Below are 20,157 nucleotides of genomic sequence, written 5' to 3' on the forward strand. Positions count from 1 at the left end.
GGGAAGGGCGGTCCAGGGGGAGACCGCCCATGCACTCGAACTCAGCTTCGTGACACGAAAGTTGAAACGAGAAGCGGAACGAGGCTTCCCAGAGCGTAAATGATCTACACCGTGACCCGACCGTGATCTCCGTTACTGCTCAAGCCCCTTGAGCTGCGTACACTCGCGCGCCCCCCACGTACGTCAGCGCCACCCGCGTGTCCGCGATCCCCTCGGGCGCGGCGGCGAACGGGTCGCGGTCCAGCACGACCAGGTCCGCCAGCGCCCCCACCCGCACCCGGCCGGTGTCGTCGAGGTGGTTCACATACGCCGAACCCGCCGTGTACGCGGTCAACGCCTCGGCGAGTCCCAGGCGTTCGGCGGGCAGGAAGACGGGCGCGCCGTCCGCTCCCGGCGTCACCCGGTTGACCGCGACATGGATGCCCTCCAGCGGATCGGGGCTGCTCACCGGCCAGTCGCTGCCCGCCGCGAGCGTGGCTCCGGAGCGCAGCAGCGCGCCGAACGGGTACTGCCACGCGGCCCGTTCGGCCCCGAGGAAGGGAATGGTGAGCTCGTCCATCTGCGGTTCGTGCGCAGCCCACAGTGGCTGGATGTTGGCGGTGGCGCCGAGTCGGGCGAACCGCGGTATGTCATCGGGGTGCACCACCTGAAGATGTGCCAGGTGGGGTCGCGTGTCGCTCCGTCCGTTCGCGGTGCGGGCGGCCTCGATGGCGTCCAGCGCGTCACGTACGGCACGGTCGCCCAGCGCGTGGAAGTGGCACTGGAAGCCGAGCGCGTCCAACTCCGTCACGTACTTGGGAAGTTGACCGGGGTCGATGAAGCTGGTGCCCCGGTTGGCGGTGGCGCAGCCGCACTTGTCCAGGTACGGGTCGAGCAGCGCCGCCGTCCCGGTCTCGGCGACCCCGTCCAGCATCAGCTTGACGGTGCCCGCCCGGAACCGTCCGTGAGTCAACGCGGCCCGCTTCTCCACGAGTTCGGGGATCTGCTCGGCCCCGCGCTCCCGGTCCCACCACAGGGCGCCGACGACCCGCGCGGTCAGCGAGCCGTCCCGGGCGGCCGTCAGATACGCCTCGGCGGGGTTGTCCATGCCGAGGAAGTCCCCGACGAGCGCGTCCTGCCAGGCCGTGACACCGAGCGCGTGCAGATGGCGCTGGGCGTGCAGCAGGGCGGCCAGCCGGTCGGCCGGTGTGGCCGGGGGAGCGAGGCGTCCGACGAGCTGCATCGCCCCTTCCTGGAGGGTGCCGCTCGGCTCGCCCGAACCCGAGGGGTCCCGTTCGATCCGCCCGTCGGCGGGGTCGGGCGTGTCGCGTGTGATGCCGGCCAGCGCGAGGGCGCGGCTGTTGACCCAGGCACCGTGGTGGTCGCGGTTGGGCAGATAGACGGGCCGGTCGGGGACGACGGCGTCCAGCAGCTCCTTCGTCGGGGTGCCGCCCTCGAACGCCTCCATGGACCAGCCGCCGCCGGTGATCCACTCCCGCTCGGGATGCGCGTCGGCGTACGCGCGCACGGCGGCGACCGTCTCCGCCGCCGTCCTCGTGCCGGTCAGATCGCACTGGGTCAGTTCCAGGCCGGCCGGCACGGGATGCACATGCGCGTCCTGGAAGCCCGGCAGCAGCAACCGCCCGGCGAGGTCGACCACTTCGGTCCGCGGCCCGCGGAGTTCCAGGACCTCGTCCCCTCCTACGGCGGTGATGCGGTCGCCGGTGACGGCCACGGCGGTCGCGCCGCGGCCTTCGGTGGTGAGGACGGGGCCGCCGGTGAAGAGCAGATCTGCGTACATGGTCCGTTTCCTAGTGGGAGGTGGGGATCAGGCGAGGCGCGTCCGCGTCGGTGCCCTCGCCGGTGCGGAAGTAGGCCGACCTGCGTACCCACTTGGCCCACGCCGCGGCCACGAAGCCGGACGCGATCATCGCCAGGGGAGTGCTGAGCAGGAACCAGCCGTTGTCCGCGCGGAGTGCGAAGTGATCGGTGGAGGTGTAGAAGGACCAGCCGAGATACCCGCCGAGACCGAGCAGGGCCAGCGCGCTGAGCGTGGGCAGCACCACGGCCCGTACGCCCTCCCGCCAGTCCTCGCGCAGCAGCGAACGGAAGCGCACGGCGGCCGCGAGGGCGGTCAGTGCGTACGACAGGGCCACCACGATGCCGATGGCGCTCACCGTCGCCATGATCATGTCCGCGAGCCGGGGAATGACCAGGGCGAGGAGCGCGACCCCGGCCGCCAGCGCGCCGATCAGCACGGTCCCGGCGGCGGGAGTGCCGTACCGGCTGCTGACCTTCGACCAGACCGGTCCGAGGGTACGGTCCCGGCTCATCGCGAACATGCCCCGGGCCGTCGGGATCACCCCCGCCTGGAGCGAGGCGACCGCCGAGAACATCAGCGCCACCAGCGGGAGCGCGGCCAGCGGCTGCGAGGCCAGCCGGTCCCCGAAGAACGCCAGACCCTCGGCGCCGTGCCCGGCCAACTCCTGCTCGGACAGGACGCGTTGGAAGGCGATCGAGCCGAGGAGGAACAGTCCGAGCATCGTGAACAGTGTCGTCAGACCCGCCCGGGAGGCGTCCCGGGGATCGCGGACCTCCTCGGAGACGCTGAACGCGGCCTCGAAGCCCCAGTAGCAGAACACCGACAGCAGCAGCCCCTGGGCCAGCGCGGTCGCGGACGGGATCGCGAACGGGTCGAACCAGCTCCAACTGAAGGCGTGCGGGCCGGTGACGATGCCGTATCCACAGAAGCCCAGCAGGACGACGTACTCGAAGACCAGCAGCCCGGCCTGAAGCCGTGCCGCGGTCCGTACGCCCGTCACGGCGGTCAGCGTGACCGCGGCGAGGACCACGACACCGAGGAGTGTCGTCTGGGCTGTCGAGCCCGGGTCCAGGGTGAGGCCGGCCAACCGGTGCACTCCGGCGTCCCCGGCCAGCTGGATCAGGGCCGACCCGGTGACGGCGGTGGTGTACGCGAGGAACGCCACCGTCGCCACGATGTTCACCCAGCCGACCAGGAAACCCAGCCAGGGAGTGAGCGAACGGCCCACCCACACATAGCCGTTGCCGGCGTTCGGCTCGACGCGGTTGAGGCGGGCGTAGGCGCCGGCGATGCCGAGGACCGGCAGGAACGCCAGGAGCATGATCGCCGGCAGATGCAGTCCGACGACGCCGGCCGTGACACCGAGGCCGATGCCGATGCTGGTGGTCGCGGCCGTGCTGGAGGCGGCGATGGCGACGCCGTCCAGGACGCCGAGGGACTTGCGCAGCCCCGACGGCGCGGGAGACGCCTGGGGTGGTGGTGTGTCGGGCATGGCCGGTTCTCCGCTCGCACCGGGGGGCCTGGTCGGCCCCGGTGAGGCGACATGAAACTGTCCGCGGGGTTAACAGGTCAACGGTGTTGTCGTAAGGTCGCGACATCAGCCCCACGGAGGCATGCATGAGCGAACGTGTCGTCCCGCCCGACGCCCGGCGGCGCAGACGCCCCACCAAGCAGGGTGTCGTCCTGTCCGAGGAGCTGATCGTCGCCACCGCCCTCAGGCTGATCGAGGAGCACGGCGCCGAGGCCCTCTCCGTGCGCCGCCTCGGCCGTGCCCTCGGCGCCGACCCCAGCTCCCTGTACCGGTACTTCCGGCACACCGACGACCTCATGCTCGCCGTCGCCGACGAGCTGATCGGCCACACCCTGCGCACCTGGCGGCCCACCGGGGACTGGCGGGCCGACCTGCGGGACCTGGGCCTGCGCATGCACGCCGGCGCGCTCGCCCACCCCCGGGCCGCGGTCCTCAGCTCGCACCGGGTCACCGGGCGCGACCACGAGATCCAGGCCGTGGAGACCATCATCGGCGTGCTGCGCGACGCCGGGTTCCCCGACGCCGAGGCGGTACGGATCTACCACGCCTTCGTCGACCAGGCGCTCGCCTTCGCCGCCCTCGACTCGGCGAGCACCGCGCTGCCGAAACCGGCCCGGGAGGCGGAGACGGCCGTATGGCGGGCCACGTACGCCCGACTCCCCGCCACCACCCACCCGCACATCGCCGCGACCGCCCGCCATCTCGTCACGGACATGCCGCGCAGCTCCTATCCGACGGCGCTCGACCTGCTCCTCGGCGCGGCGGCGGCCCGGCTCGCGGAGATCCAGGACACGGCACGGGTCCGGCCGCGAGACTGATCCCGTCCGTTTCAGACGAGTCCAGGAGGCCGACCGGCGATGGCGAACCCGCCCGCACGTCCCGCGAAACAGCGGAAGCTTGACACCCTGCACCGCCTTGAGCACGACGAGGACGTCTGGGTCGCGACGGCCGCCGCGGACGGCGGAGTGCCGTTCCTCGTCCCGCTCTCCTTCCTCTGGGACGGCGCCACCCTGCTCCTCGCGACGCCGGCCAAGAGCCCCACCGGACGCAATCTGCGCACCACCGGCCGCACCCGGCTCGGCATCGGACCGACCAGGGACGTCACGATGATCGAGGGCGCCGTCGAGACGATCACCCTCGCCGAACTGTCCCAGGAGGACGGCGACCGCTTCGCGGCCAAGACCGGCTTCGACCCGCGTCAACTGTCCACCCCCTACGAGTACTTCAGGGTCCGCCCGGTGCGGATCCAGGCCTGGCGCGAGGCCGATGAACTCGTCGGGCGGGAACTGATGCGGCACGGGGAGTGGCTGGTCGCCGACTGAACGGGGCGGAGCGGGATATCCGTGGGATACAGGGCCGCGGGGCACGAACGCCCCGCGCCCCGGACCGTACGGAGGAGACATGGCACTGGTGAAAGCGGGCGTCGTGGTGCTCGACTGCGCCGAGCCGGAGAAGCTCGCCGGGTTCTACAAGGAGCTGCTGGAGGGCGAGGAGACGGACGCGACGGCCAACCGCGTGGAGATCAGGGGCTCGGAGGGTATGCGGATGGCGTTCCGCCGGGACATGAACGCCACTCCGCCGAGCTGGCCGCGCCCCGAGAACGCCCTCCAGGCCCACCTCGACTTCGTCGTCGACGACCTGGACGAGGCGGAGCGCAGGATCATCGGACTCGGCGGGCGTCCACTGGAGACCAAGGACGCCTCGGGCCCGTTCGAGGAGCGCGGCTACGCCGACCCGGCCGGCCACTCCTTCACCCTGCGCCGGGTCACCCCGACGGCGCCCAAGCAGGGCTGACGTCGGGGTGACCGGGCAGGGCTGACGTTGGGGTGACCGGGCAGGGCCGACGGCGGTGCGCCGGCCTGAAATTGACGTGGCGTCAGTCCCGGCCGCCGTCGTCGTCCGTCGGCCAGACCCCGGTGGACCGCTCGATGGCCTTCGCGCCCGTGCGGTCCACCGCGCTGCGCACCACCGCGAAGATCGCGCCCTGTACCGCCGCCGCCAACAGGATCTCGCCCCAACCCCGGTTGCGGTCCAGGGCGTCGGGCGCGTCGTCCTCGTGCCGGATCACCTTCCACGTCTTGCGGAACGCGGCCCCGGCCAGCGCCCCGCTCGACCAACCCAGCGCGAAACCCAGGGGCTTGTAGGCCAGCGGGAGCTTCATCTTCTTCTTGTTCTTCTTGGCCATCCGTCTCTCCTTCGTCCGTTTCGTTACGCCGGTGTGGGCCGGCCCTGTGCTGACACCTGCTCGTCGGGCGGCGGTGGACCCGGCGGCGTCCCGTCGCCGAACGGCCGGCCGACCAGCTCCTCGCGGTGGTGCGGGGTCAGCCACTGCGACAGATCCGGCCCGAGCGGCACGATCCGCGTGGGGTTGATGCCGGTGTGCACCTGGTAGTAGTGGCGCTTGATGTGGTCGAAGTCGACCGTGTCACCGAAGCCCGGCGTCTGGTAGAGGTCCCGGACGTACCCCCACAGCACCTCGTTCTCCGCCAGCTTCCAGCGGTTGCACTTGAAGTGGCCGTGATAGACCGCGTCGAAGCGCACCAGCGTGGTGAACAGCCGGATGTCGGCCTCGGTGATCGTGTCCCCGACCAGATAGCGCTGCCGGGCGAGCCTCGGGGTCAGCAGCTCGAGCCGCTGGAACACCGCCGAGCAGGCGGCCTCGTACTCCGCCTGCTCGGTGGCGAACCCCGCCCGGTACACACCGTTGTTGACGTCCTCGTAGACGTCCGCCATCACCGCGTCGATCTCCTCGCGCAGCGCCCGCGGATACAGGTCCGGGGCGCCGTCCCGGTGCAGGGCACGCCACTCGGTGGCGAGGTCCAGGGTGAGCTGCTGGTAGTCGTTGGTGACCAGCTTTCCGCTGGGCACGTCCACGAGCGCGGGCACGCTCACCCCGCCCGGATAGTCCCCCTCCCGCCGGTCGTAGGCCTCGCTGAGGTAGCGGATGCCGAGGACCGGGTCCCGGCCGTCCGGGTCGAGGGTGAAGCGCCAACTGCGGTCGTCCTGGATGGGATCGGCCACCGCGAGCGACAGAACGCCCTCCAGGCCCAGCAGCCGCCGGGAGACCAGGGCCCGGCTCGCCCAGGGGCAGGCCCGGCTGACCACCAGACGGTAGCGGCCGGGCTCCACCGGCCAGCCGTCCCGGCCGTCCGCGGTGACCCGGTCCGTGAAGTGGGCCTTGGAGCGCTGGAACGTCCGGTTCCCGTACGCGCTGTTGCCTCCGTCCGAGCCACTCATGCCGCCTCCCTGCCTGTCCTGTGCCGTGCCGTGCCGTGCCGTGTGCCGCCGTGCGGGTGTCTGGTGACCGCGTTCCCCGATTTCGGCGTGTGAGCCCCGCCAGTCGGGGCAGTCGGCGAAGGTGAGCGGGACACCTTCGAACACAACATCGAACGCACCTCTGAACCCACCACAACAGGCGTCGCCGGAACATGCGGGGAAGGCGTCCTCGGCCCAGAAGGAGGCTCGGAAAGCGGACCGCAGAACGCGGGTCACCGTCCTCGTGGCGCTCGTCGCCAATCTGGTCATCGCGGTCGCCAAGGCGATCGGCGGGCTGATCGCACACTCCCCGGCCCTGCTGTCGGAGGCCGCCCACTCGGTCGCCGACAGCCTCAACGAGGTCTTCCTCCTGGCCGCGCTGCGCCGCAGCCGCCGCCCCGCCGACACCCGTCACCCCTTCGGCTACGGCAAGGAGCGGTTCTTCTGGTCGCTCCTCGCCGCGGTGGGGATCTTCGTCATGGGCGGCTGCTTCTCCTTCTTCCAGGGCTTCGAGGCACTGCGCAACGGAGCCGAGGAGAAGCTGAGCGGATACGTCGCCGGGCTCGTCGTCCTCGGTGTCGCCCTCCTCGCCGAGGGCGCGTCGCTGGTCCGGGCGCTGTACCAGACGCACCGGCAGGGCGGCACCGGTGAGGGTCTGCGCGACCCGGCGCTGCGCACGGTCGTCGCCGAGGACGGCACGGCGGTGCTGGGCGTCACCCTGGCCATGGCCGGCATGGCTCTGCACATGGTCACGGGGCAGGTCGTGTGGGAGGCGTCCGCGTCGCTGGCGATCGGGGCGCTGCTCGTCTACGTCGCCTACCGGCTCGGGCGGGAGGCCCGTGACCAGCTCATCGGGGAGGCCGTCGACGCGGAGACCGGCGGGCGGATCCGGGCGCTGCTCCAGGAGCAGCCCGAGATCGACAGTGTGGAGGCGCTGTTCACCATGAAGACGGGGCTGGAGTCGGTCCTGGTGGCCGCACGCGTCGACCTCGTGCCGGGCCTGGACAGCGAGCGGGTCGAGGAGGTGGCCGTACGCATCAAGCGGTCCGTCGCCGACACCTTCGCCGAGACGGACCAGATCTTCCTCGACATCACCGACCGGCCCGCGGGCGAGGCACAAGAAAGCCCCGCCGCGACGGGGGAGCGCGGCGGGGCCTGACGCACAGGTGCCCGGCGGACGGGGCTTCATGCGCCCCGTCCCAAGATTTCTCGCAAGATCTTTACGGGGCCGACCGCGCGGCGCTCCGCGGTCAGTGCTCCGCGGTCGGCTCCAGCACGAAGACCGGGATCTCGCGGTCCGTCTTCTCCTGGTACTCCGCGTACGGGGGATAGGCCGCCACGGCCCGCTCCCACCACTCGGCCTTCTCCGCGCCGGTCACCTCACGCGCGGACACGTCCCGCTTCTCGGGTCCGTCCTGGAGTTCCGCGCGGGGGTCGGCCTTGAGGTTGTGGTACCAGACCGGGTGCTTGGGGGCTCCGCCCTGCGAGGCGACGACGGCGTACCGGCCCCCGTGCTCGACCCGCATCAACGGGGTCTTGCGGATCTTCCCGCTCCTGGCACCCACGGTGGTCAGCAGGATCACGGGCATCCCGGTCTCCAGCAGGGTCGTCCCCTCGGTGCCGCCCGAGCTCTCGTACAACTCCACCTGCTCGCGCACCCACCCGGTCGGACTCGGCTCGTACTCGCCCTCGAGAGGCATGACATCCCATCCCATCGTCGTCGTGTCCTACGGCTTACGGCTTACGGCTTGCGGGTTACGGCTCACCGCACGGTCCACAACACCGGAACCCCGCGGATTCATCCGCTCCGCGATGACCTCGGAGGTAATCGCCTCGCTCGGCCCCCGCGGGGCACAGTGGCAGCCGTCGAAAGGGGAGGAGTACCCATGACCGTACCCATGACCACCACCGTCGAGACGAAGACCCGTTCCGTGGTCGCGGAACTGCTGCGGCGCATCGGGCAGGGAGACCCGGAGCGGATCGCCGAGCTGTACGCCGAACACGGCGACTGGAAGCTCGACTGGCCCGAGGACGAGCACGGCCGCGCCGCCACCCCGTGGATCCGCCACCGCGCCACCCGCGCGGACGCCGCGGCCCACTTCCGGGAACTGGCCGCACACCACGTCCCCGGGCAGGCGGACACGCGGATCGAGCGCGTCCTCGTGGACGGCGCCGACGCGGTGGTCCTCGGCGAGATCCGGCAGACGGCGAGGTCGACCGGGCGCCCCTATCGCGCCAGGTTCGCCCTGCATCTGACCGTCGAGGACGGTCTGATCGTCCGCCACCACGTGTACGAGGACAGCCTCGCGGTGGCCCAGGCGTTCACCCCGTGACGAGCAGCGGCGGACCCGATCGGCCCACGCCTCTCTTGCGCGGGTGACCGCGCGGACCACCCGGTCCGCCATGCCCGCCGCGACCGGCTGTGCGCGGGACCCCGCTCACCACATCATCCGTACCGCGAGAGCCATGATCACCGCGCTCGACACCAGTGCCGTCACCAGCCGCCCGCGCCGCCCGGTCAGTGCCCGGCCGAGCAGTGCCCCGCCGCCGGCCAGCAGGACCTGCCAGCTCGCGGACGCGACGAAGGCGGCCAGGACGAACACGCCCTGTTCCAGGGGCTGCACCGCGTCTGCGGTACGGCTACCGAGCACCAGGGCCGCGAAGTAGATCACGGTGGTCGGGTTGAGCAGGGTGATCCCGAGCAGGGTCAGGTAGGCGCGGGCGGGGCTCGGGGGAGGCGGGTCGGCGCGGGTGGCGAGTCGACGGCCGCGGTACTGGCGTACGGCGGTGACCGCGCCCCGGACCGCGAGTGCGAGCAGCAGCAGGGCCGAGGCCCAGCGCAGCGGCCCGAGCACCGGACGCAGTGCGGCGGCGAGGGCGGTGCCGCCGAGCGCGGCGACCAGTGCGTACAGTCCGTCGGCGGTGGCGACGCCCAGGGCGGCACAGACGCCGGTGCGCAGGGAGGTGCGGGCGGTGAGCGAGACGAGGTAGGTCGCGACCGCGCCGACGGGCATGGCGATGCCATAGCCCGCGAGCAGCCCCGCGACGAGCGCCCCGGTCACGACGTGAGCGGTGTCGGCCCCTCCGGACGGCCGGACTGCTGCTGGAACCGCACCGGCATGGCGGCGGCGGTCAGCGGCAGAAGGGCGTAGGTCGTAGGCATGGCGGGATTCTGCGACCGCCGGCCCTCCGCCCACAACCGTTTTTCGCCCAAACCCCGCGCACCCCTCACCGAAGACCGGCCCACCCCAGCCCGCACCGAGGACCACCGCTTGGCCTCCGGGGCCAGCCCGGCCCACACCGGCGCTCCGGCCCACACTGGCGCTCCGGCCCACACCGGGGCCAGCCCGGCCGTCGACGAAGGCCTGTCGGGGCCCCAGCGGAGGCTGGCAGCCGTTTCGTCCCCGATGGGCACGTCCGGTCCGCACTGAGGGTCGGCCCGTTCGGCGAGCCCGGTCCGGCCGCACCGGGGCCGTTCCGGCCGTCTGCGAAGGCCTGTCGGGGCTCCACCGGGGCCGGCCCGGCCCGCACTGAGACCAGCCCGGCCCGCACCAGGGCTCGCCCGGCCGTCGCCGGAGGTCCCTCGAAGCCCCACCGGGCGCCGGCCCCTCTCGTTCCCGAGGGGCGCATCCTGTCCGCCCGGGGACCCGCCCCCCTCGTCCCGGAGGCCCGCCCGGTCCCCGACGGATGCCCGTTCGGTCGTCGTCCCCAGCAGCCCGCCCGGCTCCCCGGCAGTCCGTCCCGTGCTCGGCCCGCCCGGCCCCCGCCGCCCGCCCCCTCTCCGCCGCAAGCCCGCCCCGCACCTCGCCACCCCCCGTTTTCGATTCCCGAGCGAGCATCCCCGGCCAACCTGCCGCCGCCACCGATCTGGCCGAACTTGTCGTCGCCCATTAGATGCCCCGGGCATCTAATGAAGATCTGCACGCCGCTGCACGACGCACACCTTCGTCTGCGAGGTCTTCCATGACGGCAACCCCCCGCACGCAAACGGAACCCGTCGCCTTCCCTCAGGACCGGACCTGCCCCTACCATCCGCCCACCGCCTACGACCCCCTGCGCGACGGCCGTCCGCTGGCCCGCATCACGCTCTACGACGGCCGGCCGGCCTGGCTGGTCACGGGGCACGCGGTCGCCCGTACCCTCCTCACCGACCCCCGGCTGTCGAGCGACCGCACCCGCCCCGACTTCCCCGCGCCCACCGAACGCTTCGCCGGGACCCAGAACCGGAGGGTGGCGCTGCTCGGTTTCGACGATCCGCAGCATCACGCGCAACGGCGGATGATGGTGCCCAGCTTCACCCTGCGCAGGGCCGTGGAACTGCGTCCGGAGATCCAGCGGATCGTGGACGAGCGGCTCGACGCGATGATCGCGCAGGGCCCGCCCGCCGAGCTCGTGAACGCCTTCGCGCTGCCGGTGCCCTCGATGGTGATCTGCGCCCTGCTCGGCGTCCCGTACACCGACCACGACTTCTTCGAGGCGCAGTCACGCCGGTTGCTGCGCGGACCCAAGGCGTCCGACACCCAGGATGCGCGCGACCAACTGGACGCCTACTTCGGGGAGTTGATCGACCGGAAACTGAAGGAGGAGCGGCCCGGCGACGGGGTGCTGGACGAACTCGTCCACGACCGGCTGCGCTCCGGCGAGCTGAGCCGCGTCGACGTCATCGCCTTCGCCACCATCCTGCTGGTCGCCGGCCATGAGACGACCGCCAACATGATCTCGCTCGGTACCTTCACCCTGCTCCAACACCCCGAAAGGCTGGCCGAGTTGCGGGCCGATCCGGCACTGCTGCCGACCGCGGTCGAGGAGCTGATGCGCATGCTGTCGATCGCCGACGGCCTGCTGCGGGTGGCCACCGAGGACGTCGAGGCGGGCGGCGAGACCATCCGGGCCGGCGAGGGGGTGGTCTTCTCGACCTCCGTCATCAACCGCGACGAGGACGTCTACCCCGACGCCGACACCCTGGACTGGCACCGCTCCGCCCGCCACCACGTCGGCTTCGGCTTCGGCATCCACCAGTGCCTCGGCCAGAACCTGGCCCGCGCCGAGATGGAGATCGCCCTGCGCACCCTCTTCACCCGGCTGCCTGGGCTGCGCCTCGCCGCTCCCGCGGACGAGATCCCCTTCAAGCCCGGCGACACGATCCAGGGGATGCTGGAACTCCCCGTGACCTGGTAAGAGGCTCAAGGCCATGCACATCGACATCGACAAGGACGTCTGCATCGGCGCCGGCCAGTGCGCCCTGTCCGCCCCCTCCGTGTTCACCCAGGACGACGACGGATTCAGCGCGCTGCTGCCCGGCCGGGAGGACGGCGCCGGCGACCCGATGGTCCGCGAGGCGGCGCGGGCCTGCCCCGTGGCCGCCATCACCGTGACCTAGGTCGTGTCCGCGAAATCCCGCCTGCCGGGAGCCGCCATGCACGCTCCCCCACTGCCTTGAGGGCGTGGGAGGTGCCCCCACTCGCCGCACCGGGCACGAACCCACGGACAACCAGTACGCGGGTTCGTGCCCGGCACGCCGAGAGCACGCACCTGACGCCGCCCGGCCCGCCCTCCGGGCGGACGACGGGACTTCGCGGACACGACCTGGCGGGAGCTCAGCGGGCCGCGGCCCGCACCAGGACCTGTGCCGCCCCGCGTGCCTCCCGCGCGGGCGCGGCGCTCCCGGTGATCCCCGCCGTCACCATCGCCCCCTCGGCGAGCAGGAACAGCTGCCCGGCCACCGTGCCGGGCAGTCCCGCGTCCGCCACCAGGGCGGCGAGATACTCCCGGAACGCCCCCTTGTGGGCCCGCACCTGGGACGCGACCGGGGCCGACCTCGCGCCCAGTTCGCCGTACGAGTTGATCCATGCGCATCCGCGGAATCCGTCCTCGCCGAACCAGGACTCCAGCCAGTCGAAGACGGCGAGGATCCGCTCCTCGGGGTCCGGGTGGCGCTCCACGTGCGCGGCCAGCCGTCCGCGCCAGCGCACGTCCCGGCGTTCCAGGTAGGCCACCACCAACTGCTCTTTCGCGGGGAAGAGTTGGTAGAGGCGCTTGAGCGAGACTCCGGAGGCGCCACGGATGTCGTCCATGCCGACGGACTGGATGCCGCGGCCGTAGAACAGCTCCTCCGCGGCGTCCAGGGCCCGCTCCCGTGCGGTCTCGCTGTCCATGAGGGCCACTCCACTCCTTGACGGTCCTTGACGTTCCTTGACGAGAGAACGTGCGTTCTCATACGGTAGCAGCAGTCCGGAGAACGCACGTTCTCCCTTTCTGGTCACGGAGGATGACATGACCGACCGTCCGCCCCTGCCGCCCTTCACCCGCGAGACCGCCGCCCGGAAGGTGCAGGCCGCCGAGGATGCCTGGAACACCCGCGACCCGCACAAGGTGGCGCTCGCGTACTCACAGGACTCGGTGTGGCGCAACCGCGACACCTTCGTCACCGGCCGCGACGAGATCGTCGCGTTCCTCACCGCGAAGTGGGCACGCGAGCGGGAGTACGCCCTGCGCAAGGACCTGTGGGCCTTCGACGGCAACCGCATCGCCGTCCGCTTCCAGTACGAGTGCCTCGACGCCGACGGACAGTGGTGGCGCTCGTACGGCAACGAACTCTGGGAGTTCGACGAGCACGGCCTGATGACCCGCCGTGAGGCCAGCATCAACGACCTGCCCATCGAGGAGAAGGAGCGTCGTATCGTCGGCCCGCGCCCCGAAGGCGAGCAGGGCTCGTCCTTCCCGCTCCAATAGATCCAACAGCTTCAGTAGGGTTCCGAGGTGACCCAACAGGCCGAGAAACCCTTCCTGTACGTCGTCGTCTGCGCCGCCGGGATCGCCGCCGACGTCAGCAAACTCATCACCGCCGCCCAGGAACGGGGTTGGGAGGTCGGCGTCATCGCCACGCCCGTCGCGATGAACGGCTTCTTCGACACCGCCGCCGTCGAGACCCTGACCGGCCGCCCGATCCGCTCCGCCTGGCGCACCCCGGGCGACCCGCGCCCCTTCCCGTCACCGGATGCCGTCGTGGTCGCGCCCGCCACCTTCAACACCGTCAACAAGTGGGCGGCCGGACTGGCCGACACCCTCGCCGTGGCCACCCTCTGCGAGGCCTACGGCCTGGGCGTCCCCATAGCCGTACTGCCGTGCGTGTCCGACGCGTTGGCCGCCCACCCCGCCTACCAGGACAGCCTGATACGGCTGCGGGGAATGGGCGTGCGGTTCGGGCCGCCCTTCGCGGGCGAGCCGGGGGCCGAGTTCGGCTGGGAGCAGGCGCTGGAGCTGCTCGTGCGGTGACCTGCTGAGGCTCCGGGGCGGACGCCGTACGCTCCCTTTCGTAACCACTCGGAAGGCAGGAGCAGCAACGATGCAGTACGTGAAGCTCGGTTCGACGGGCCTGGACGTGTCGCGGATCTGTCTGGGGTGCATGACCTACGGCCTGCCCGACCGCGGGGTGCACGAGTGGACGCTCGACGCGGAGGCGTCCCGGCCGCTGATCCGGCAGGCGCTGGACGCGGGCATCAACTTCTTCGACACGGCGAACGTCTACTCCGACGGCACCAGCGAGGAGATCGTCGGCAAGGCGCTGCGCGACTTCGCCGACCGGGACGAGATCGTCCTCGCCACCAAGGTGCACGGCCGGATGCGCTCAGGACCCAACGGCGGTGGACTGTCCCGCAAGGCGATCATGACGGAGATCGACCACAGCCTGACCCGCCTCGGCACCGACTACGTCGACCTCTACCAGATCCACCGCTTCGATGCGCACACCCCGGTCGAGGAGACGATGGAGGCCCTGCACGACCTGGTGAAGGCCGGCAAGGTCCGCTATCTCGGGGCGAGTTCGATGTACGCCTGGCAGTTCTCCAAGATGCAGTACACGGCGGAGAGGCACGGCTGGACGAAGTTCGTCTCCATGCAGAACCACTACAACCTCCTCTACCGCGAGGAGGAGCGCGAGATGCTCCCGCTCTGCGCCGACCAGGGCGTCAGCGCGCTGCCCTGGAGCCCGCTGGCCCGGGGCCGGCTGACCCGGGACTGGGGCACGGTCACCGAGCGCAGCGCGGGCGACAACTTCGGCAACCGCCTCTACCAGGACGGCGATCGCACCATCGTCGAGGCGGTCACCCGTATCGCCGGCGAGCGCGGGGTGCCCCGCGCCCAGGTGGCCCTGGCCTGGCTGCTCCACCAGGACACGGTGGTGGCCCCCATCGTCGGCGCCGCCAAGCCGCACCACATCGAGGACGCGGTGGCGGCGGTGGAACTGGAGCTGAGCGGCAAGGAGATCGAGGAGTTGGAGAGCTCCTACACGGCCCGTCCGATCGTCGGCCACTGACGTCGTTTCTCAGTGCGGTCCCTGCGGTGCGAACTCCGTGCCGCAGGGGCCCGCGCCTTCACTCTCCGCCAGGGCGACGCGGTCACCCCGCATCGACATCGTCCGGTAGTACGCCCCGATCCGTTCGGTCGAGCGCCCCACGTAATGCCCGATGAACGACCGCCGGAAGCGGTCATCGCTCCGGTTCGGCTGCGAGCCGTGCACCAGGCTCCCGTTGAAGAACAGGACGTCCCCGGGCGCCATGTCCACCGGGACCGCCTCCAGGCCCGCGGGCGGCGCCACGTACTCCCGGGCGAACGACACCCCTTCGTCCGCCTCCTCCGGGCAGAACAGGTCCATCCGGTGCGTACCGGGAACGACCTCCAGGCCCCCGTTCTCCCGGTCGATCACATCGCACGCCACCCACGCCGCGACACACGTCCCCGGCTCGACCCGCAGATAGAAGTTGTCCTGGTGCAGTGCCTGGCCCCGCGCCCCCGGCGGCTTGAAGTAGAACATGCTCTGCGCGGCCAGCGCCTCCTCGTCCAGCAGAGCCTCCAGGACCACCCGCAGGCGTGTGTCGAGCAGCGTCCGGCGGGCGAGCGTGTTGATCTCGTGCGGCTGCATCACCCGCGGCCACACCGCCAACGGGTCGTCCCCGGGCCGCGGCGCGAAGTGCCCGGGCACCGGCCCGGCCGCGTGCAGTGCCGCGAACTCCGCGCACAGTTGGTCGATCTCCTCCTGGGCGAACAGTCCTCGTACGACGGTGAATCCGTCCTCCTCGAACTCGCTCACCCAGCTCGCGGTGTCCTTGTCCATGACGGTCATGCGGGCCCTCCTCGGCAGCTGTGTGGACGCATGTCAAGCTAGGTCGCACCGGAGTTCGGGAGGATGCTCGTGACCGCTGACGGACTGCCTGGGACTGCTGCCCCGGGCGTGCCCGCGCCGCCCGCGGGCCTGGTGGTGCTCGGCCGCTACGACGAGTCGCCGGGCTACTTCATCAACCGGCCGCAGGGCTCCGACAGCTGGCTGTTCACCTGGACCGTGGCCGGCACCGGGCAACTGCGCCACGGCTCGGCCACCACGCGGGCCGGCGCCGGAGACCTCGTCGCCCTCGCCCCCGGCTCCCCGCACGGTTACGGCGTCGCGCCGGACGCCCCGCACTGGCGGTTCTGGTGGGTGCACTGCCAGGCCCGGCCCTCCTGGCTGCCCTGGCTGCGCCCGTACGACCGCGGCGCGGGCCTGTACGTCGTCACCCCGACCCCGACCGGCCTGCGCGACCGCGTCGAGGCGGCGTTCCACCGGATGCACGCGTCCCCGGACGGCCGGATCGCCGTCGCGCACGACACCGTGGCCCGTGAACTCGCCCTGTGCGCCCTGGAGGAGGTCGTGCTGCTCACCGCGGGCGGGGCCCGTCGCCGGCCCCCGACACCGGGCCTCGACCCCCGCGTCGCCCGGGTCCAGGAACTCCTCGCCGCCGACCCCGGCGCGCCGCACACCGTCGACTCCCTCGCCGCGCACGTCTCCCTGTCGCCCTCCCGGCTGGCGCACCTGTTCACCCGCCAGGTGGGCCAGTCGCCGATGCGCGCCCTGCGGGAGGCGCGGCTGCGGCATGCGGCGCGGCTGCTGGAGGCCACCGACCTGCCCGTGGAACGGGTGGCCACGGCGTCGGGGTTCGTGAGCCCCTTCCATTTCCACCGGGTCTTCCGCGAGCGTTTCGGCATGCCGCCCGGCGCGTACCGGTCCGGCGGGCCAATGGTTGAGGCATGAGCGGTCCGGACCCGGCGTATACGCGATGGAGTGGCGGTTCAATGGTTCACCGAAGGAAAGCCATTCACTAACGCCCGCGCTATTGACCCATCGTCAAAAACACCTGGTGCGCACGTAATGCACAAAACCACGGGCTCTCTTGTTACATCTCGCTAACCTGTGGAAAGGTGGGGCCTCCCTTCCGTACGCCCCCCACGCTTCACAAGAGCTGTCGTCGGCGGGATCACATACCCATTGGTATGGACTTTCTTGTGCAAGCCCCCGAGAGGAATGCCGCCGTGAATGACGCAGGCCTGCCGAATTCCCCTGCCCCGGCCCGCCTGTTCGACGTGACGGACGCGCAACTCAGCGCCGAACTGAAGAAGTGGACGGGCGCGGCACCGGCCCTGCATCCCGTCGGTGAACTTCTCGACCGGCACTGGGAAGCGGCCTACGCCTATGCCCGGCTGTGCACCGACGGACCGCGTTCCGCGGGAATGCTCACCACGGCCGCATTCACCCGGCTCTTCGGCGAATCCCTGCGGCACAACGGACCGACGGCCGCCTGGCGCCCGCAGATCCTCGTCACCGTGCGACGGATCGCCGCCGAATGGGACACCGACCGCCGCCGCGAACAGCTCCACCCCGAACTGCGCTCCGAGACCGACGGGGAGCGGGCCGCGGCCCGGCTGCTGCCGCCCGCCGACCGTCGCCTGCTGTCCGGCGCGTTCCAGCGGCTGCCGCAGTCCGCCCGCGCGTTGCTGTGGCACAGCGAGGTCGAGGGCGAGCCGCTGGAGATACCGGGCGCCCTGCTGGGCCTGGACGTGGAGGACGTCCGGGTCGAACTGGGCCGGGCCCGTGAGCGGCTGCGCGAGGAGTGCCTCCAGGTCCACCGCGAACTCGCCCCCGAACAGGAGTGCCGCAGCTTCCTGCGGATGCTGGACGTCACCTACCGGCGCGGGGGCGTCGACGTCGACCCCGACCTCCGCGCCCACCTCGACCGCTGCAAGCACTGCCGGCACACCGCCGACCAGCTGAACCAGTTCAACGACGACCTCGGCGTCGCCCTCGCCGAGGCGGTCCTCGGTTGGGGCGGACGCGCCTACGCGGAGACCCGGGCCGCCCAGGAGGCGGCGGACGCGCCGGTGGCACCGGAGGCGGCCATGGCGCACCAGGCCATCGCCGGCGAGCCCTTCTTCGACCTTCCCCCGATGCCCCGTACCAGCCCCTCCGTCCCCGGCACCCCGGTCCCCGACGGGCCCCCCGCTCCCCGCACCGGAGCCCCCGCGGCGGCCCGAAGAACCCGCAGACGGCACTCGGCGAAGAAGGCCGCCCGCCGGCGCAACCTCACCGCGGCCGTCCTGACCGTCAGCACCCTGGTCGCCCTCCCGCTGGTCCTGTGGGCCGTCCAGGGCGGTGACGACCCCGCCCCGACCGCGGGCTCCCGGGCCTCCGACGCACCCGACACCGGGGCGGACCGCTCCACCACCGACCCGACCTGGGTCGGCGCCGGCAAGGCGGGCCAGGGCACGCTGAGCGGCCGGATCCACAACGTCGACTCCGGGCTCTGCGTGGCCGTGGTCGGCAAGAAGGCCGTCAAGGGCGCCGAGACCGAGGTCACCGACTGCACCTCGGACAGCACCCAGCAGTGGACGTACGAGACCGACGGACTGCTGCGCAGCTCCGCCGACCCCGAGCTCTGCCTCGACTCCCACCTCGGCTACTCGGTGCAGCTGGGCCCGTGCACCGGCCTCGGGAAGACCGAGACCAAGGACGTCCGCTACGACTTCACGACGCGCGGCAACCTGGTGCCGCGCCGGGACCAGGACCTGGCCCTGACCCCGGCCGCCACGGACGGCACCGGCGCCCTGGTCCTGAAGGCACGCGCCGACGACACCGCCGTCCAGCGCTGGGTCTTCGACACCTCGAAGGCCGACCTCCAGATGGAGTGGGTCAACTGGGACGCCGTGGCCGAGCCCACGCCGACCCCCACCCCCACGCCGACTCCCACGCCCACCCCGAAGAAGGCGACCCCCACGCCGGCACCGTCCGCGACTCCGTCGACCGCGGCGCCGACCCCCGGCGGCGCCTATCCGAGCGACGTCCCCTGCTACTACACGTACTCCTGCGACTGGGACGGCCAGTACGGCTCCGGGTACGGGGGCTACGGCGGGTACGGGGGCTACGGAGGCGGCGGCCGACGCTGACCCCCGCGCGGCTCCTCAGGCCCCGATCAGCTGGATCGAGCCCCACAGGGCGAGGGTGGCCGGCACCAGTGCGGCCGGGACGGCGAGCAGGCCGAGGCGGGTGAACTCGCCGAGTTCGACGGTCTGTCCGTCGCGCTGCACGATCCGCCGCCACAGCAGCGTGGCCAGCGAACCGGCGTAGGTGAGGTTGGGGCCGATGTTGACGCCGATCAGCACCGCGAGGACCGCGCCCGGCCCGGCGCTCGCGGTGAGCGGCAGCAGGACCAGCACCGCGGGCAGGTTGTTGATCAGGTTCGCCAGTACGGCGGCGAGCGCGGCGATCCCGAGCAGCGCCACCACACCGGACCCCTCGGGGATCGCATGGCGCAGCGCGTCGGCGAGTCCGTTGTCGACGACCGCCCGGACGACCACGCCGAGCGCGAGCACGAACGCCAGGAAGCCCGGCGCCGCGGCCCTCACCACGGTCAGCGGCGTGGCCCGGCGCCGGACCAGCGCTCGCCCGGCCAGCACCAGCGCGCCCGCGAGGGCCACCCACGCCGGGTCGACACCGACCGCGGACGCCACCACGAACCCGGCCAGGGTGCAGCCGACGGTGATGAGCGCGAACCGCGGCAGCTCGGGCGGCTCGGCCGTGTCGGGAGCGGCGACGGCGGCCCCCAGGTCGTCCGCGAAGAAGCGCCGGAACACCAGGTACTCGGCGCTGATGGCGACGAGCCAGGGCAGGGCCATCAGTGCCGCGAACCGGGTGAAGCTCAGCCCGCTCGCCTCGAAGGCGAGGAGGTTGGTCAGGTTGGACACCGGAAGCAGCAGCGACGCCGTGTTCGACAGATGCGCGCAGGCGTACAGGTGCGGCCGGGCCCGGACCCCGCTGCGAGCCGCGGTGGCCAGCACGACCGGGGTGAGCAGGACGACCGTGGCGTCCAGGCTGAGCACCGCGGTGATCGCCGACGCGAGCACGAACACCGATGTCAGCAGGGTGCGGGGACGGCCCGCGGCCCGGCGCGACATCCACGCCCCGCAGGCCCGGAAGAGCCCCTCGACATCACAGAAGTGGGCGAGCACGAGGACCGCGGCGAGGAACCCGACCACCGGTCCGAGCCGTTCGGCCTCGGCCCACGCGTGCTCCGGCGAGATCGCGCCGGTCGCGATCGCGAGGCCCGCCGCCGGAACGGCCACCACCGCCTCGGGCAGCCCGCGCGGGCGCACCACGGCCCAGGCGAGTACGGCGACGAGCAGCGCTATGGACAAGACTTCGGCGAGCGGGGTGTTCAGGGGGGATCCTTCGGAGCGTGTTCCAGCCGTACCCACCCATGAAAACAGG

The 20,157-nt window shown here is 72.0% G+C and carries 21 protein-coding genes; 12 read left to right on the forward strand and 9 right to left on the reverse strand.

From position 1 onward, the window contains the following. Window positions 1-139: 139 nt before the first annotated feature. Together OG885_RS40810 and OG885_RS40815 are read right to left on the reverse strand one after the other, a co-directional pair. Complete coding sequence (locus OG885_RS40810; RefSeq protein ID WP_405741109.1) at window positions 140-1,780, reverse strand: amidohydrolase; 1,641 nt, start codon at window positions 1,778-1,780, stop codon at window positions 140-142. Window positions 1,781-1,790: 10 nt separating this feature from the next. After that, on the reverse strand, window positions 1,791-3,293 hold the full coding sequence (locus OG885_RS40815; protein ID WP_405741112.1) for an APC family permease: 1,503 nt from the start codon (window positions 3,291-3,293) through the stop codon (window positions 1,791-1,793). 125 nt (window positions 3,294-3,418) lie between these two features. Here OG885_RS40815 and OG885_RS40820 point away from each other — a divergent pair, with 125 nt between their 5' ends. From OG885_RS40820 to OG885_RS40830, 3 genes are all read left to right on the forward strand, one after another. Then, a complete protein-coding gene (locus OG885_RS40820; RefSeq protein WP_405741115.1) occupies window positions 3,419-4,150 on the forward strand; it encodes a TetR/AcrR family transcriptional regulator in 732 nt (243 codons plus the stop codon). A gap of 39 nt (window positions 4,151-4,189) precedes the next feature. Continuing rightward, window positions 4,190-4,654: a pyridoxamine 5'-phosphate oxidase family protein gene (locus OG885_RS40825; RefSeq protein ID WP_405741118.1), complete on the forward strand. Its 465-nt coding sequence runs from the start codon at window positions 4,190-4,192 to the stop codon at window positions 4,652-4,654. A 79-nt stretch (window positions 4,655-4,733) separates the two neighbouring features. Then, the gene (locus OG885_RS40830; protein ID WP_405741121.1) at window positions 4,734-5,126 is read left to right on the forward strand and encodes a VOC family protein; all 393 of its coding nucleotides are present in this window, start codon (window positions 4,734-4,736) and stop codon (window positions 5,124-5,126) included. Between the two features lie 82 nt (window positions 5,127-5,208). Here OG885_RS40830 and OG885_RS40835 read toward each other — a convergent pair whose 3' ends face one another. Together OG885_RS40835 and OG885_RS40840 are read right to left on the reverse strand one after the other, a co-directional pair. Further along, window positions 5,209-5,517 (reverse strand): DUF4235 domain-containing protein, encoded by a 309-nt coding sequence (locus OG885_RS40835; protein WP_405741123.1) that lies wholly within the window; start codon window positions 5,515-5,517, stop codon window positions 5,209-5,211. 23 nt (window positions 5,518-5,540) lie between these two features. Continuing rightward, window positions 5,541-6,569, reverse strand: a complete 1,029-nt coding sequence (locus OG885_RS40840) for a glutathione S-transferase family protein (protein ID WP_405741125.1) — start codon at window positions 6,567-6,569, stop codon at window positions 5,541-5,543. Between the two features lie 262 nt (window positions 6,570-6,831). Between OG885_RS40840 and OG885_RS40845 the strand changes: the two genes are divergently transcribed. Further along, complete coding sequence (locus tag OG885_RS40845) at window positions 6,832-7,746, forward strand: cation diffusion facilitator family transporter (RefSeq protein ID WP_405741128.1); 915 nt, start codon at window positions 6,832-6,834, stop codon at window positions 7,744-7,746. A gap of 91 nt (window positions 7,747-7,837) precedes the next feature. Here OG885_RS40845 and OG885_RS40850 read toward each other — a convergent pair whose 3' ends face one another. After that, on the reverse strand, window positions 7,838-8,287 hold the full coding sequence (locus OG885_RS40850) for a nitroreductase family deazaflavin-dependent oxidoreductase (protein ID WP_405741131.1): 450 nt from the start codon (window positions 8,285-8,287) through the stop codon (window positions 7,838-7,840). 186 nt (window positions 8,288-8,473) lie between these two features. Between OG885_RS40850 and OG885_RS40855 the strand changes: the two genes are divergently transcribed. Then, window positions 8,474-8,920 carry a nuclear transport factor 2 family protein gene (locus tag OG885_RS40855; protein ID WP_405741134.1) on the forward strand — a complete coding sequence of 149 codons (447 nt, stop codon included), beginning with the start codon at window positions 8,474-8,476 and terminating at the stop codon, window positions 8,918-8,920. A 105-nt stretch (window positions 8,921-9,025) separates the two neighbouring features. On the opposite strand, the gene OG885_RS40860 is transcribed toward OG885_RS40855, so the two are convergent. After that, window positions 9,026-9,649 carry a LysE family transporter gene (locus OG885_RS40860; RefSeq protein WP_405741137.1) on the reverse strand — a complete coding sequence of 208 codons (624 nt, stop codon included), beginning with the start codon at window positions 9,647-9,649 and terminating at the stop codon, window positions 9,026-9,028. A 901-nt stretch (window positions 9,650-10,550) separates the two neighbouring features. Between OG885_RS40860 and OG885_RS40865 the strand changes: the two genes are divergently transcribed. Next, a complete protein-coding gene (locus OG885_RS40865; RefSeq protein WP_405741139.1) occupies window positions 10,551-11,765 on the forward strand; it encodes a cytochrome P450 in 1,215 nt (404 codons plus the stop codon). A 13-nt stretch (window positions 11,766-11,778) separates the two neighbouring features. After that, the gene (locus OG885_RS40870) at window positions 11,779-11,967 is read left to right on the forward strand and encodes a ferredoxin (RefSeq protein ID WP_399965782.1); all 189 of its coding nucleotides are present in this window, start codon (window positions 11,779-11,781) and stop codon (window positions 11,965-11,967) included. A gap of 217 nt (window positions 11,968-12,184) precedes the next feature. On the opposite strand, the gene OG885_RS40875 is transcribed toward OG885_RS40870, so the two are convergent. After that, window positions 12,185-12,742: a TetR/AcrR family transcriptional regulator gene (locus OG885_RS40875; protein WP_405741142.1), complete on the reverse strand. Its 558-nt coding sequence runs from the start codon at window positions 12,740-12,742 to the stop codon at window positions 12,185-12,187. Window positions 12,743-12,860: 118 nt separating this feature from the next. Here OG885_RS40875 and OG885_RS40880 point away from each other — a divergent pair, with 118 nt between their 5' ends. The 3 genes from OG885_RS40880 to OG885_RS40890 all read left to right on the forward strand — a co-directional run bounded on the left by OG885_RS40880 (window position 12,861) and on the right by OG885_RS40890 (window position 14,901). Next, window positions 12,861-13,319 (forward strand): nuclear transport factor 2 family protein, encoded by a 459-nt coding sequence (locus tag OG885_RS40880; RefSeq protein ID WP_405741145.1) that lies wholly within the window; start codon window positions 12,861-12,863, stop codon window positions 13,317-13,319. Between the two features lie 27 nt (window positions 13,320-13,346). Further along, the gene (locus OG885_RS40885; RefSeq protein WP_405741148.1) at window positions 13,347-13,862 is read left to right on the forward strand and encodes a flavoprotein; all 516 of its coding nucleotides are present in this window, start codon (window positions 13,347-13,349) and stop codon (window positions 13,860-13,862) included. 70 nt (window positions 13,863-13,932) lie between these two features. Then, window positions 13,933-14,901, forward strand: a complete 969-nt coding sequence (locus OG885_RS40890; RefSeq protein ID WP_405741151.1) for an aldo/keto reductase — start codon at window positions 13,933-13,935, stop codon at window positions 14,899-14,901. A 9-nt stretch (window positions 14,902-14,910) separates the two neighbouring features. Here OG885_RS40890 and OG885_RS40895 read toward each other — a convergent pair whose 3' ends face one another. Further along, a complete protein-coding gene (locus tag OG885_RS40895) occupies window positions 14,911-15,708 on the reverse strand; it encodes a phytanoyl-CoA dioxygenase family protein (protein ID WP_405741153.1) in 798 nt (265 codons plus the stop codon). Between the two features lie 63 nt (window positions 15,709-15,771). On the opposite strand from OG885_RS40895, the gene OG885_RS40900 reads away from it, so the two are divergent. Both OG885_RS40900 and OG885_RS40905 read left to right on the forward strand, forming a co-directional pair. Next, window positions 15,772-16,650, forward strand: coding sequence for a helix-turn-helix domain-containing protein (locus tag OG885_RS40900; RefSeq protein ID WP_405741156.1), 879 nt, complete (start codon window positions 15,772-15,774; stop codon window positions 16,648-16,650). Window positions 16,651-16,928: 278 nt separating this feature from the next. Next, window positions 16,929-18,836: a ricin-type beta-trefoil lectin domain protein gene (locus tag OG885_RS40905; RefSeq protein ID WP_405741159.1), complete on the forward strand. Its 1,908-nt coding sequence runs from the start codon at window positions 16,929-16,931 to the stop codon at window positions 18,834-18,836. A 15-nt stretch (window positions 18,837-18,851) separates the two neighbouring features. On the opposite strand, the gene OG885_RS40910 is transcribed toward OG885_RS40905, so the two are convergent. Continuing rightward, window positions 18,852-20,108 (reverse strand): arsenic transporter, encoded by a 1,257-nt coding sequence (locus OG885_RS40910; protein ID WP_405743115.1) that lies wholly within the window; start codon window positions 20,106-20,108, stop codon window positions 18,852-18,854. Window positions 20,109-20,157: the final 49 nt, after the last annotated feature.

Origin of the sequence: Streptomyces sp. NBC_00028, from assembly GCF_045041065.1 — a bacterium.
Lineage (GTDB): Bacteria > Actinomycetota > Actinomycetes > Streptomycetales > Streptomycetaceae > Streptomyces.

What these genes read in the sequence shown, in the direction of transcription:
- OG885_RS40850 (WP_405741131.1), bottom strand. Translation starts at nt 8,287, where the DNA reads ATGCCTCTCGAGGGCGAGTACGAGCCGAGTCCGACCGGGTGGGTGCGC.
- OG885_RS40810 (WP_405741109.1), bottom strand. Translation starts at nt 1,780, where the DNA reads ATGTACGCAGATCTGCTCTTCACCGGCGGCCCCGTCCTCACCACCGAA.
- OG885_RS40835 (WP_405741123.1), bottom strand. Translation starts at nt 5,517, where the DNA reads ATGGCCAAGAAGAACAAGAAGAAGATGAAGCTCCCGCTGGCCTACAAG.
- OG885_RS40820 (WP_405741115.1), top strand. Translation starts at nt 3,419, where the DNA reads ATGAGCGAACGTGTCGTCCCGCCCGACGCCCGGCGGCGCAGACGCCCC.
- OG885_RS40865 (WP_405741139.1), top strand. Translation starts at nt 10,551, where the DNA reads ATGACGGCAACCCCCCGCACGCAAACGGAACCCGTCGCCTTCCCTCAG.
- OG885_RS40825 (WP_405741118.1), top strand. Translation starts at nt 4,190, where the DNA reads ATGGCGAACCCGCCCGCACGTCCCGCGAAACAGCGGAAGCTTGACACC.
- OG885_RS40890 (WP_405741151.1), top strand. Translation starts at nt 13,933, where the DNA reads ATGCAGTACGTGAAGCTCGGTTCGACGGGCCTGGACGTGTCGCGGATC.
- OG885_RS40840 (WP_405741125.1), bottom strand. Translation starts at nt 6,569, where the DNA reads ATGAGTGGCTCGGACGGAGGCAACAGCGCGTACGGGAACCGGACGTTC.
- OG885_RS40855 (WP_405741134.1), top strand. Translation starts at nt 8,474, where the DNA reads ATGACCGTACCCATGACCACCACCGTCGAGACGAAGACCCGTTCCGTG.
- OG885_RS40900 (WP_405741156.1), top strand. Translation starts at nt 15,772, where the DNA reads ATGCTCGTGACCGCTGACGGACTGCCTGGGACTGCTGCCCCGGGCGTG.
- OG885_RS40830 (WP_405741121.1), top strand. Translation starts at nt 4,734, where the DNA reads ATGGCACTGGTGAAAGCGGGCGTCGTGGTGCTCGACTGCGCCGAGCCG.
- OG885_RS40875 (WP_405741142.1), bottom strand. Translation starts at nt 12,742, where the DNA reads ATGGACAGCGAGACCGCACGGGAGCGGGCCCTGGACGCCGCGGAGGAG.
- OG885_RS40815 (WP_405741112.1), bottom strand. Translation starts at nt 3,293, where the DNA reads ATGCCCGACACACCACCACCCCAGGCGTCTCCCGCGCCGTCGGGGCTG.
- OG885_RS40880 (WP_405741145.1), top strand. Translation starts at nt 12,861, where the DNA reads ATGACCGACCGTCCGCCCCTGCCGCCCTTCACCCGCGAGACCGCCGCC.
- OG885_RS40895 (WP_405741153.1), bottom strand. Translation starts at nt 15,708, where the DNA reads ATGACCGTCATGGACAAGGACACCGCGAGCTGGGTGAGCGAGTTCGAG.
- OG885_RS40870 (WP_399965782.1), top strand. Translation starts at nt 11,779, where the DNA reads ATGCACATCGACATCGACAAGGACGTCTGCATCGGCGCCGGCCAGTGC.